This is a genomic window from Hyphomonas sp. FCG-A18, assembly GCF_045287255.1.
GTDB lineage: Bacteria > Pseudomonadota > Alphaproteobacteria > Caulobacterales > Hyphomonadaceae > Henriciella.
Genome location: NZ_CP137142.1, coordinates 227,686 through 240,306, shown reverse-complemented (window position 1 = coordinate 240,306; position 12,621 = coordinate 227,686). Strand labels below are relative to the sequence as shown.

The following is a 12,621-nucleotide window of genomic DNA, read 5'->3' as shown; positions in this document are numbered from 1 at the left end:
CATGCGAGACACCGATGTGCTGTACGACCTTAAGGACGGCTCCGTTGCTGTCCTGACGCTTAATCGTGTAAAATCACGCAATGCGCAGGACACGCAGATGCTCTATGCCGTCCATGATGCGTTTGAACGCGCAGCTCACGATCCTGCCGTCAAAGTCATCGTTCTAAAAGCCAATGGCCCACATTTCTCTGCGGGCAACGACCTTAGTGAAGCCGATCAGGCCCAGAATCTCGCTGAGCATCGCACGCTTGGCCTATGGGGTGATTTTTCAGCCCCTGGACAAGAAGGCATGATGGGCCGGGAAAAGGAAATCTATATTGAAGTGGCTGAACGCATCAGGGCCATACCAAAGCCTACAATCGCCGCAGTTCATGGGAAGTGTATCTCCGGCGGGCTGATGCTGGTTTGGCCCTGCGATATCATCGTGGCCAGCGAAGAGGCGCAATTCATCGACAATACCATCGTCATGGGTATTCCGGGCGTTGAATGGTTTGCCCACCCATTTGAGCTTGGTAGCCGTAAGGCGAAGGAATTGCTTTTCAGTGGCGATCCAATCTCCGCGCAGGATGGCCATAGACTTGGCATGGTCAACCATGTCGTGCCAAAGTCCGAACTGGATGCGTTTGCTCTCGCGCTCGCCAATCGTTTCTCAGCAAACGCGTCCTTTGCTCTGAAGTTGGCTAAAGAGGCCGTGAACCAAACTGCGGATGCAATGGGACGCAAGGCAATCCAAGATAGCGCCTTCCTCGCTCATCAACTTGCTCATAACCACGCCAGGGAGCTGTTTGGACTTCCAATCGACCCAACACGTTTGGACCCGGCGATAGTCAAAGGCACAAAATACGAGCAGTCGTAGCGAAGGAGTTGTCAGCGGAACTTGCTCTTAATGACCGCGATCTAGCGTCTTTGGATGACTAAATCGCCGTTTCGCTATTTCAAAACATCGCCTGAGATCATCCAACTTGCTGTGATGATACACGTTCGGTTTCCGCTTTCATTGAGGAATGTCGAAGACCTACTCCATGAACGTGGCATCGATATCTGTCATGAAAGCGTCAGGACTTGGGTCGATCGATTTGGCCCAATCTTGGCCGGCAAGATCCGAAGTCGAAGAGCGTCGTATATGCGACAGCATACTCAATGGCAGTGGCACTTGGATGAGATCTTCGTGAAAATAAACGGCGTTCAGCACTACCTCTGGCAGGCTGTCGATCACGAGGGCGAGGCGCTGGAAAGCTACGTCACCAAGACCCGCGACAATCGAGCCGCCCTTACGTTTTTGAAGAAAGCGATGAAACGATACGGCGCTCCCAAGGTCATCACAGACCGAGTTCGCTCTTATGGCGCCGCCATGAACCACATCGAAAATAGCGACCGCCATCTCAACAACCGGGCTGAAAACAGTCACCTATCGTTTCGACGACGAGAGCGGACCATGTCGCGATTTCGAAGAATGAGCAACCTGCAGAAATCCGCATCGACCCATGCTTCGCTCCACAATCACTTCAATCTAGACCACCATCTCAACCGCAAACAGACCTTCAAAACTCAACGTGACGCCGCGCTTGTCCAATGGCGCGAACTTCTCGCTGCCTAGAAGGTCTCAAACCAACGATGCTGGAGCGCCTTGTACATCCAGCAGCTGCCTTGAGCCTAGAGGCGCAACATGCCTTTCACATCGATCCGCTCACGAATAATCTCGATCTCGGATGGACTCGGAAGCGGTGTTTCTTCCACATTCTCAGGAATGATGAGGTCAAAGCCCGTTTGCGCAATAACCTCATCTTTGGAGACACCAGGGTGAAGGTATTTAAGGCGAAGCGCCTTTGACGTCTCATCAAAATCCATCACACAGAGCGGCGTAATCACGAAAACAGGTCCCCCGCCAGGTAGCCCTAATTCCTTCCGGGCGTTCGCACCGCCTTTATGCCAGCCGACAGCCGAAACGAAATCGCACTGCTCCACAAAGACCCGCTTATTATGCGTGTTTGTATAGATGTAATAGCGGCCCGCCTGCGTCGCCATGGTTGTCGAGCCCAACGAGCCTGGCCCCCGGAAGTCCAGTTTCTTGTGGTCTTTGCCCAATCCTATCAGATTTGTGTTGCCGAACTTATCAATTTGAATGCCGCCGACGAAGAAGGCCGTCGAGTGCTTTGCGGCAAAATCGAAGCACTCATGATGAAGATAAAACCCTTCGGTGAATCGATAAAACCGCCAGTCCATAGCCGACTCACAATCTTCGATCTGACGTTCCTCGTGAACATTGATTTGCGACATTGTGGTTTGAATACGCATGTCCGGAGCATGGGTTTGATTAGCCAAAAAGACACCGACGCGCACTTCCGGAATGCCAGCAGGAAAGGAGACCGCATCTTCATTTTTCATCTGTCGGGCAATGAATGCCGCAATGAGTTCTTTTCTGGTGTGATCGACCGTTGTGCCACTCATTCAAATTCTCCATCCACTCATTTTCAAAGTCTTATGCCTCTCGAAACGGCGTTAAGCGGTCTCGTTAATCCCACGCATCCAGATGATCTTGCGTTCGATGAAACGCCATTGCCCATCGCGCTTTACGAGTTTGTCTTCAAACATGGCCCGGTTCTGGATGGGTTTTCCCTGCCGTCTGGAGTGCGCATCGGCATCTGCATAAGAGTATGAGCGTGCATGGCTGCTTTCAATTTCGATTACCGGCATGTGCAAGAGATGACGCAGGCCCTCAACCGGTGCCTTCAAGCGTTCAGCCCAATCTGTGTAGCAGGCCCGAATAGCCTCTTCACCAACATGAAGGCCATTAAACTCAAGCGTCGCATCATCCCAGAACAAATCGACGATTTCACCAACGCTGCCGGAATCAACGAGGAAGCAATACTTCGCCAAATGGTTTTGGATTTTTTCGTATTCAGTGAGCATGTTTGTAAAACCATTGAAAAGTTGACTTGGATTAAGCCGTTATCTGAGCAGCTCGCCCGCGACGATGAGCTCCCTAATCTCGCGGGTACCTGCACCAATCTCCAAAATCTTGGCGCACCGATAGAGACGATTGATTTCAGTCTCGCGCATAAAGCCCATGCCGCCATGAATCTGCATCCCGTTATCCATGACGCGATTGACGGCCATTCCGGACAACAGCACGCTGGCAGCCGTGCGCATGTGGATCTCCCCACGCCCGCCCTCACCTTCTTTCATCTCACAACACTCTTTCAGGACCTGATAACAGAAGGTCCGTGTTGTCGCGGTGTCTGTGTACATATGGGCCAGCATCCGCTGAACGAGTTGATGATCACCAATGGGGCGATCAAATTGTTTGCGAGTCTTTGCGTACTCGATTGATATCTCCAAAGCACGCTCGCACAGGCCGACGCAGTGCGCGGACAGGATTGCTCGCTCAAGGTCCAATCCACTCATCAGAACCCTGACACCCTCATTCTCTTTTCCGACGAGATTCTCAGCAGGCACAATGCAATCATCGAACAAGAGCTCGCCGGTCGCACTCCCGCGATACCCCATTTTGTCAAGCTTCTGAGCAACTTTGAAACCCGGAAAATCCTTTTCTATGACAAAGGCTGAAATACCGTGCGCCCCTTTCTCAGGATCGGTTTTTGCATAGACCAGCATCACATCGGCTTCTGGCCCATTCGTTATGTACAGCTTGCGGCCATTGAGGATGTAGGAATCCCCGTCCTTTCGGGCCTTCGTTGCCATGCTGCCCAGGGCATCGGATCCTGCACCAGGTTCCGTCAATCCCAACGCACCAAGAAACGCGCCATTGCAAATCTTGGGGAGGTACTTTTCCTTGAGAAGGTTGCTGCCATTGCGGCTCAGATTATGCGCAAACAAATTGTCACTTGCGATATAGTTTAGCGACATGGACGGGTTCCATTTCGCCATGGCATGTGCCGCCAACGCTTGTGCAGTGTCATCAAGCCCCGCGCCCCCTAACTGAGTTGGGACAGTTATGCCGAGAATCCCGATATCGGCGAGCTTACGATAGGCTTCCCGCGGGAAATGGTCTTCATTGTCCATCTCATCGGCGAGGGGGTGTAAGTTGTCTCGAGAATATTTATCAACTAAATCAAAGATTTGCTGATAGTCTTCATTGAGGCCGTATCGTCTGACATCTACCATGTTTTCTTCTCAATTATGGTCTTGCTGGGAAGGGGGCTGACTGAAGGCGCGTCAAAGCCATGCAACGAAATCGCGGGATCCGTTTCTGAGCTTGTCGCCGGCCATCGCAATTTGTTCAGCGTAAAGCTCGATCACTTTGTTTCGAACGGTCTTTTGTGTGTGTGTGATCAGCCCACTTTCAATGGTCCAAATGTCGCGACTGATCAGGATGGCACCAATGCGTTCATGAGGCTCCAACGCCGCATTAATCGATGCGGTCTCTTCAAGAAGACCTTGTTCGATGTCACAATCAGAAAGCCCTACGGCTCCCTGGCTGAGCGTGCAGACGAGGACAGGTTGCGTGAGCCCCAAACCGACGAGCACCTGTTGCTCAGTAATGGCTAAAGCCGCGAAGAGAGACTCGATTGGGCCGGGCGCCACATACTTACCCTTCGCCGTTTTGAATGTGTCCTGCATTCGCCCAATGATGAACAGGTTCCCATCATCATCGAGGACGCCCTTATCCCCGGTGTAAACCCAGCCCTCACGGAAGGTTTTCCGGGTATTGGCTTCGTCGTTGAAGTAACCGAGCGCAACCGCGGCACCACGTCCGATCACCTCCCCATCAGACCCAATCTTCAGCTCGAAGCCGGGGGCGACTGTTCCAACGCTACCTGAGACACGTTGACCAGGCCGTTGACTGGTAAGCGGGACAATTTCCGTTTGACCATAAAAATCCAGAACCTCAACACCGAGCAAACTGAACGTGTCTTTGATGTAAGGCGCAGACAGCGCACCGCCGCTGATACAGCAGGTGGCAGCGGAAAGTCCTAAAAACTGCACAACCTCTTTGCGAAATGCTTGATCCTGATCCTGTTCAAGTTTTGCGACGAAATCATCCGCGTTGGCCGCAAATCTCTCTATCGCCACCTGCAACATCCGTTCCCATATACGTGGCACGCCAAGCGCCAGCGTTGGCTGCACTGCTTGAAGGTCTTCGAAGAAATAGGCGGGACCTCGGCTAACCGTTATATTGCCCCCCATGGACAAAGCTTGCAGCACCGTCACTTTCTCACCAATATGGGCAAGCGGCAGATGGCAAAGCAACCGAATTTCCGGCAGACTTTCCTGAAGGTTTATCTTTGAAAATGCCTCAGCAATATGCCCAAGGGTTCGCAGCGAATGCATTACGGCTTTGGGGTTTCCGGTTGTTCCCGATGTTAGAATGAGGCAGCAAAGGGCACCAATGTCCGGCTGATTTAGTGAAGCATGCTGTTTGCCCATCGCCAAGAATTCGTCATAGGAAATCGCCCCCAGAGGCGCCTCAAGGCTTGGCAAGGCAACAATTGTCACCCCAGACGGAACCCGGTCCTTCACGGCCTCCCAGTTTGCAGCGGGGCCCAAAAATAAGACTTGCACATCCAGAAATGTCAGCGCGTATTCAAACTTGTCCGCCGACATGGACGTAAATAGGGGCGCGGATACGTGTCCACTCATCATGATCCCAAGATCGGTTAGGATCCAATCTGCCGAGTTATCGGCCAGGATTGAAACACGTTTTCCAGACTTCCCCAGCATCGCCTGCAGGGACGCCGCAATAGACCGCACACGATCCAACGCTTGTGACCAAGTATAGGATCCATTGACCGCATCGATAAGAAACAGCTCATCGGGTTTTTGCACCACAAATGAGTGAAATTGATCAAGCACGCTTGTTTTGGATGTTACCGTTTCAACAGCCATGATTTTCGAAGCGTCCTCCTGCGCCAAAACGTTCAGCGTGATTAAATGCTGAATCCGATTTACTGATCGCCAGTCTCAAATTGCGGCTCAGTCACAGTGGACAGCGAATTGCGCTGATCACTGCAGCAGTCTTTGAAATATATGAGACGCACTGAGGGCGCATTGTCTTTCCAGACATTAAAATCGGTCAAACCCGGCAAGTACCTTGATCGCAGCGGGCTTCTTATGCCGGGGCGGCCAAATTGACTGGTTTTACTTACCAAATTGACCCCGCAGAACGGTTTTTCTTACTGCTTGCGTGATTTATTTTGGGCAAAAGAAAGGGCAGCTCAAGTATGACTCAATCCGTTTTTTTAGAGATCAAGAACGCAATTGCGATCGTCACCCTCAATGAGGCTGAAACCCTGAACGCATTGACCGAAGAAATGCTTGCCGCTCTCATCGATATCCTCAACCAATGCGAGGATAATCCTGAAATCAACGCGATGATCATAACAGGCGCAGGAAGGGGTTTTTGTGCGGGTGCCAATCTGAAATCAAGCATCGTCGACATGCGAACCGGCAGCTTCGAACGGTGGATAAAGGATCACCTCAATCCGCTTGTCGTACGCCTTCAATCAAGTCGGCTACCGATCATCGCGGCGATAAATGGACCTGCTGCGGGGGCCGGTGTGAGTCTCGCTTTAGGGTGTGACCTAATCCTTGCTGCCGATACGGCAAAATTCGTGATCGGTTTTGCGAAGATCGGTGTCGGCATGGACCTTGGCGCGTCTTGGACACTCCCACGCGCGATAGGCATGAAGCGAACTAAGCAACTGGCTATGCTAAGTCGCCCGCTGGATGCGAATACGGCAAAAGACTGGGGCCTGGTGATGGATGTCTTCCCAAATGAGGAACTCCTTACGGCAGCAGAGAACCTATGCGCAGAGCTTTTGGTGAATTCGACACCGCCAGCAATCGCCGCAATCAAGCAACAACTTAAACTTGCCGCAAATACAGACTTACATGGCGCTTTAGAGTTTGAAGCACAAATTCAAGCTGCCCTCGTTTTAACCGAAGAATCGAAACAACTAATTGACTCGTTTGGAAACTAGCAGGCCTCAGGAGATGCTGATTGCAGCAACCTACTGATGCTCAATCGCTTCAATCTGAGCTTTTGATCGGGGTAACTCGCCAGTCCAGCGCTTATAAGCTCTGCAAAAATTGCTCGCATCGCTATAGCCAAGCAAGTCTGCAATTTGGGCCAGCGTTACTTCAGGAAATGACAGGTACATCTCACTAAGCTCGCGGCGGGTTTGATCCAGGATTTTTTGATAACTGGTTCCTGATTTTGCGAGTTTGTTTTGCAGGGTTTTGACGCTCATCGCGAAGTAACTTGCGACAACTTCCTTGGATAAAGGCCGGCGCGGCAACTCTGAAGAAATATAGGCATGAACGCGCAGCGGTAGATTCGTGGAATCTATTGCCGCAATTTTTTGGATCATCCGTTTTTCGTATTCTTCGGCAATCTCCAGACCACCATTTGCCAGTGGCACTTCCAATTCTGCATAGGAAAACGATATCGCATTTCGTTCTGATGCGAATGTTGGGGCCACACCGAAGAAGGCTTCGTATTTTTCCTTTGTTTCAGACGGGACAGGTCGCAGCAGGTCAAGCGTCGCAGCATTGAAATCGGGACGTCCCATCAATCGCATAAACCGGAAGATGAAGGCGAATGCCACCTCCACCCAAAGCTGTTGAACCTCAGGTTTGATAGATTTCTCCGCAAAGTGACTGAGCAAGAAAACACGGTCATTCAAGTGCACGCTACGTAGTCTTTGGGCGGTAGAAATATACGGATAATACTTGGTGACCCGATCCAAGAAGTGAAAGAGACTGTGGCTAGTCAGGAGACCGATTGAGAATTCCCCAAATGTGGATGGTGAGATGTGTTCGGCAATAGCCAATGGAAGGGCAGCGTCGCCTGTTTCTTCAATCGCAACATCCAGGATTTGCTCAATTAGATTCGGAGAAATATGCTGACCAATATCTGAGTTTTGTGGCACTTGAATATCATGCTTGTCGGCCAAGTGTTCAGGAGTGACGCCGTATTGCTGCAACGCTCTCAATATCACTTGTAGTCCTGAATACGTTGTGTACTTCATTTGATGTTCAGTCGCCTTAGCTCCGGCCTCTTTTGTTCTAATATCGGCACTCACCCTGTTGCCAAACCTGAACTCCAAATTGCCCCCTAAATCAGAACTCGCAGCGGCGTGTTGCCAATACAATTCCTCATAATCTTGCAAAAAAAGGCTGCCAATTCAATGGCAGCTGAGTGGCCCCTCAACCTGCTTAACTCAGGAAACGTGTTGAGAGGGCGGATGCCATCAGGGCGAAATTACTGGAGGAAACCCTGACAACATTTTCGATTAGAATTCGTGCAATGAGAACAGTCTCGAAACTCCTATTTTCTCGAGATACTCGAAATGATCTTGCGGTTGGACAAAATACTCATCGATAAATGCGGTGAGTTCCGACATGTCATCTTTTTTGTATGCAGCATTGGCGCAAGACACATAGGTTTTGATAAAAGGCTGGTCCTCCAGATAATACTCCGGGCTTGCCATTGGGTGCGCTCCGAATGGAGCACGGACAATGGCATCAGCACCGATTATTGATGTCTTCGATGGATCGCGCCGGACATCTTCATTGGAAATAACTTTTTCCACCTGAACGATCGTTTCCTTTGCAGCGCGGTAATGGGCCCTGTCGCCCCAACCGTGAACATGTTGCACGTTGCCATACATATCTGAGGTTGCGGCGTGTAAGATGGCCAAATCCGGCGCAATTGCGGGAACCGCCAGAAGTGGCTTCCCACTGATCGGATCGTCAAACTCTTTTAAAAACGGATTCACTTCAGGAATTGAGGTCCCCACCCCACCATGCCAAGGCAAAAACGGGAGCCCCTGAGCTGCCGCACGAAGCATCGCATACACAATGCCTTCATCGGCTTCCCAGATTTCAATGTCGCCTCGCTGCAGCGCGAATCGGAAGCACGGATCAATGCCAGCCATGCCCTCCGCATGCACGCCAGACGTGATAAGTTTTTTTACGCATCCCGCAGCGATTAAGAACCCGATCTCAGGGCCGCCCTGGGCTGAGGTTATGATCGTCAGGTCTTTGAGACCGCGCCGAATTATTCCCCTGATTAAGAGCATTGGATGGGCAGAGTTTAAGTGACCACCAATGGAAATGGTCATCCCATCTCGTATAAAATCCAAAGCGGCTTCTTCATCAATGACTCTTGAACGTCTCATTTCTCTCTCATCAGCAGTATTTGTATCCGGAAAAATCGTGGGGCTATGCGATGCGCGGTTTGTACAAGGGCAATTCAATGTCCTCAGAAGCCGTGACGAATACGGGCTCAACCGCCATTCCGATGGAAACTTGATCCAGATCGCAGTCGATGATGTTGCTTGGAATTCGCACACCACCTGTACCGTCAAGCTCAATCAATGCGACGGCATAAGGATATGTGAACCCTCGCGCTGGTAACTCTCCCGGGGATTGATGCGTAGGAATGATGTAACTGTATATCGTGCCTCGACCACTTACCCGCCCCCATTCCGCTGAGGTCGACTGACAGGCGCGACACATCACCTGAGGTGGAAAACGATAGGTGCCACAATCGCTGCACTTCTGGATGCGAATTTCGTGCTGTTTGCAGCCGTCCCAAAACTCTTTTGAAGCCTTGGTGCGACGCGGTAATGGTTTTGGCTTGGCTTCACTCATCGCTATCTCCCAAGAATAAGACCACTTGTGGGACCAGGAACGGCACTCGCAATCAGGGTGGTTTCAGCATCCATCACCTGACACGTGGACGTTCCGCGCATTTGCTTCACTCCCTCAATGATGTGCGTAAAGCCATGGATGTACGCCTCGCCTAAATGCCCACCATGGGTATTGATCGGCAGTTCTCCGCCGATTTCGATACGACCATCCTGCACGAAAGCACCGCCCTCACCTTTCTCGCAGAACCCATAGTCTTCTATCAAAGTGAGCTGCGTATACGTGAAGCAGTCATAGATTTGCGCGACATCAATATCCGAAGGCTTCAAATCGGCCATCTTAAACAATCGAGGCGCAATCTCTTTTGCTTCTGACTCAGTCATGTTCGGCTTAAATGAAGCCATTTCCCAAGTGGCCATAGGATGAGCACCAAGTGACTGTGCCGCAGCCATGATTTTGGCGGGAGGTTGCTTCAAATCCCTTGCGCGATCTGCCGTGGTCACAACCATGGCGCACGCACCATCATTGTTCAAAATCAAACAATCTAGCTCTCTTAAGGGGGCGGTTATGAGTTTTGAATTTTGGTGATCTTCAAGGGTAATGGGCGTATTCCTGATCGCCTTAGGGTTGGCGGAGGCATGCTTGCGGGCGGCGACTGTGATCGCCCCTAACTGTTCACTTTTTGTGCCGTATTCGTGCATGTGCCGCTGGCAATGCATCGCAAATCCATCAATCATGGCGGACCATCCAAACGGCCGCAGGAACTCTCCCGCGCCGGACTGCTTGGCCCATAGTGTTGATTGATTGTGTTTTGCGCCCTCGACAAAATCGTAAGGTGTAAAAGCGCGGAAGCATACGACATAATTGGCCAGACCGCTCGCGACTGCCATTGCAGCATGCGCAATCGTCGCACAGGCCCCGCCGCCCAAACTGCTCACCTCGGATGTGTACCCCACATTTGTCAAACCGAGATTAGCGGCCAGCATTTGATCAGAGGTCGACGCATCAATTGAGGATTTGACAATACCATCTATTTGGTCAGGCCTGAGCCCGGCATCATCAATTGCCTTGCCAATAGCCTCAAGCGCAAGTGTTTGAGGGTCTCGACCAGAGTTAACGAGATAATCTGTCTCACCAATACCAACGATTGCGCAGCTATTCCTGAATTGGCTCATCTTTGGGACTCTCCTCTCATTTTAACTCAGGACCTGATGCCCCAGGAGCAGTGGTGGCTACGCATTGGTTTTGAGGGGTTGAGCAGGAACCGGGTTGATCAAATCACCGGTCAGAGATTTGGGAATGGCGTCAAAAGCCTCGGCGACACTCCACGCGTCTGTCTTGTAGAGTGTTCGCTCTGGCTGAGGCTCAGAAAACAAGGAGATCGTCCCGCCATAGGCCAAGAATACCCGACCGTTCACATTGGATGCCTGATCGCTGGCGAGGTAGACCATTAAGGGCGTGATATCACTAGGGTCCAAACTACTCAGTTCATTATCAAGCTCAGCTCGCTCGGCACTTTCACCGAAAGAGAGTGAATCCGTCATCCGTGTTGAAGCGCGCGGACAAATACAGTTACAGGTTACACCATACTTCCCAAGATCACGTGCCACAATTCTGGTCAGCCCAACAATTCCAGCTTTTGCGGCACCATAATTAGACACCGCGGCCTCACCCAACCAAGCCTCAGAGGCGGTGTTTATGATCCGACCACTTCTTTGTACGCGAAACACTTTGGACGCGGCCGCAATGCAATTGAAGTGACCGTACAGATGAACCCTGACAACGGAATCCCAATCCTGAAATGACATATTGAAGATCATGCGCGGGCGGTAGTTTCCCGCATTATTCACAAGAATGTCCAACTGCCCGAATGCGTCCAGAGCGCTCGTTACAGTACCTTCAGCGCCTTCTTGTGTCGCCACAGAGCCATAGTTGGCGATCGCCTCTCCGCCCGATGCTATAATCGTGTCAACGACATCGTCAGCAGGAGCGGACTCTTCATCTGATCCATCCAAGCTTGATCCGAGATCATTTACGACAACCTTGGCCCCTTGCGCTGCCAGGCTGATCGCGTGAGCGCGACCGATACCACGACCCGCACCTGTTACAATCGCCACTTTACCGTCGAGAGGTTTAATCATCTTACCTGTCCAGTCAGATTGAGAGAGCTTCTATCTTGAGGGCGACACATCAGCCGATTGATCTGCGCACTCACTTTTCCGATCCAATATCTTTCTTGGTTTGTGAAACGGCATCCGCCATTTTGAACCCCCCAGAGAGTATCTCCGACATGCTTCTCAGGCACTCGGCCTCCTCCAAACACCAGGCAGCATACAAATCCGTGCGCCAACCACGGTTCATGATCTGCTTCATCTTTCTGAGGATTGTCTGGTTTTGCTTTTGGATTTCAGCCGCGATACGGCGCGCTTCAGATTGGAGGGTGTCAGATGGAAACACATCAATGACCAAACCCAGTTCCTTGGCTTGGTACGCATCATAGAACTGGCTCGTGAAAATCATGTACTTGGCCTGCATCAGACCAATCAGACGCGGCATTCGCACTGTGGCGCCGCCACCGCTGACATTCACACGAGCGTGCGTATCGCCAAATTTTGCTTGGTCTGAAGCGATCAGGACGTCACAACACAGGGCCAGCTCTAAACCACCTGTGACACAATAACCATCTGTGATCGCGCCAATCGTCGGTTTGCTGAGGTCTTCGATTTTATCCATCACGCGCTTGGTCAGTGCGAGATCAATTTTGCCTTGCTCGAACTCCTTAAGATCCATCCCCGCACAGAAACCCTTTGTTCCCGCCGCGGTCAGAATAACCACATCGATTTCGTCGTTTGCCTCAATGTCATGCAAGGCTCGCTCTAGATCCAGCAGCATTGCGAGATTGAGGCTATTAATAGCCTTCGGACGGTCCAACGTAATAATGGCTGTTCGGCCATCTTTTTCGACGATCAGATTTGAAGATTCTGCTGCAAGCACTTTTTTCTCTCT

Annotated in this window: 13 protein-coding genes; 3 read left to right on the top strand and 10 right to left on the bottom strand. The window is 51.2% G+C overall.

The window, feature by feature from the left end; genetic code table 11:
- Position 1: 1 nt before the first annotated feature.
- Both RYZ27_RS01155 and RYZ27_RS01150 read left to right on the top strand, forming a co-directional pair.
- Positions 2 to 856: an enoyl-CoA hydratase gene (locus RYZ27_RS01155; protein ID WP_406680525.1), complete on the top strand. Its 855-nt coding sequence runs from the start codon at positions 2 to 4 to the stop codon at positions 854 to 856.
- A gap of 54 nt (positions 857 to 910) precedes the next feature.
- Complete coding sequence (locus RYZ27_RS01150) at positions 911 to 1,597, top strand: IS6 family transposase (protein ID WP_406680524.1); 687 nt, start codon at positions 911 to 913, stop codon at positions 1,595 to 1,597.
- A gap of 56 nt (positions 1,598 to 1,653) precedes the next feature.
- Here RYZ27_RS01150 and RYZ27_RS01145 read toward each other — a convergent pair whose 3' ends face one another.
- The 4 genes from RYZ27_RS01145 to RYZ27_RS01130 are packed head-to-tail and all read right to left on the bottom strand — an operon-like array spanning position 1,654 to position 5,847.
- The gene (locus RYZ27_RS01145) at positions 1,654 to 2,448 is read right to left on the bottom strand and encodes a CoA-transferase (protein WP_406680523.1); all 795 of its coding nucleotides are present in this window, start codon (positions 2,446 to 2,448) and stop codon (positions 1,654 to 1,656) included.
- Positions 2,449 to 2,499: 51 nt separating this feature from the next.
- On the bottom strand, positions 2,500 to 2,910 hold the full coding sequence (locus tag RYZ27_RS01140; protein WP_406680522.1) for a nuclear transport factor 2 family protein: 411 nt from the start codon (positions 2,908 to 2,910) through the stop codon (positions 2,500 to 2,502).
- Positions 2,911 to 2,949: 39 nt separating this feature from the next.
- Complete coding sequence (locus RYZ27_RS01135; protein ID WP_406680521.1) at positions 2,950 to 4,125, bottom strand: acyl-CoA dehydrogenase family protein; 1,176 nt, start codon at positions 4,123 to 4,125, stop codon at positions 2,950 to 2,952.
- Positions 4,126 to 4,176: 51 nt separating this feature from the next.
- Positions 4,177 to 5,847 (bottom strand): AMP-binding protein, encoded by a 1,671-nt coding sequence (locus RYZ27_RS01130; protein ID WP_406680520.1) that lies wholly within the window; start codon positions 5,845 to 5,847, stop codon positions 4,177 to 4,179.
- Positions 5,848 to 6,155: 308 nt separating this feature from the next.
- Here RYZ27_RS01130 and RYZ27_RS01125 point away from each other — a divergent pair, with 308 nt between their 5' ends.
- Positions 6,156 to 6,941, top strand: a complete 786-nt coding sequence (locus RYZ27_RS01125) for an enoyl-CoA hydratase/isomerase family protein (RefSeq protein WP_406680519.1) — start codon at positions 6,156 to 6,158, stop codon at positions 6,939 to 6,941.
- Positions 6,942 to 6,971: 30 nt separating this feature from the next.
- On the opposite strand, the gene RYZ27_RS01120 is transcribed toward RYZ27_RS01125, so the two are convergent.
- The 6 genes from RYZ27_RS01120 to RYZ27_RS01095 all read right to left on the bottom strand — a co-directional run bounded on the left by RYZ27_RS01120 (position 6,972) and on the right by RYZ27_RS01095 (position 12,609).
- Positions 6,972 to 8,045, bottom strand: coding sequence for an AraC family transcriptional regulator ligand-binding domain-containing protein (locus tag RYZ27_RS01120; protein ID WP_406680518.1), 1,074 nt, complete (start codon positions 8,043 to 8,045; stop codon positions 6,972 to 6,974).
- A 210-nt stretch (positions 8,046 to 8,255) separates the two neighbouring features.
- On the bottom strand, positions 8,256 to 9,143 hold the full coding sequence (locus tag RYZ27_RS01115; protein WP_406680517.1) for a CoA transferase subunit A: 888 nt from the start codon (positions 9,141 to 9,143) through the stop codon (positions 8,256 to 8,258).
- 43 nt (positions 9,144 to 9,186) lie between these two features.
- On the bottom strand, positions 9,187 to 9,618 hold the full coding sequence (locus RYZ27_RS01110) for a Zn-ribbon domain-containing OB-fold protein (RefSeq protein WP_406680516.1): 432 nt from the start codon (positions 9,616 to 9,618) through the stop codon (positions 9,187 to 9,189).
- A 2-nt stretch (positions 9,619 to 9,620) separates the two neighbouring features.
- Positions 9,621 to 10,790 (bottom strand): thiolase C-terminal domain-containing protein, encoded by a 1,170-nt coding sequence (locus RYZ27_RS01105; RefSeq protein ID WP_406680515.1) that lies wholly within the window; start codon positions 10,788 to 10,790, stop codon positions 9,621 to 9,623.
- Between the two features lie 57 nt (positions 10,791 to 10,847).
- A complete protein-coding gene (locus RYZ27_RS01100; protein ID WP_406680514.1) occupies positions 10,848 to 11,756 on the bottom strand; it encodes an SDR family oxidoreductase in 909 nt (302 codons plus the stop codon).
- A 70-nt stretch (positions 11,757 to 11,826) separates the two neighbouring features.
- A complete protein-coding gene (locus RYZ27_RS01095; protein WP_406680513.1) occupies positions 11,827 to 12,609 on the bottom strand; it encodes an enoyl-CoA hydratase/isomerase family protein in 783 nt (260 codons plus the stop codon).
- Positions 12,610 to 12,621: the final 12 nt, after the last annotated feature.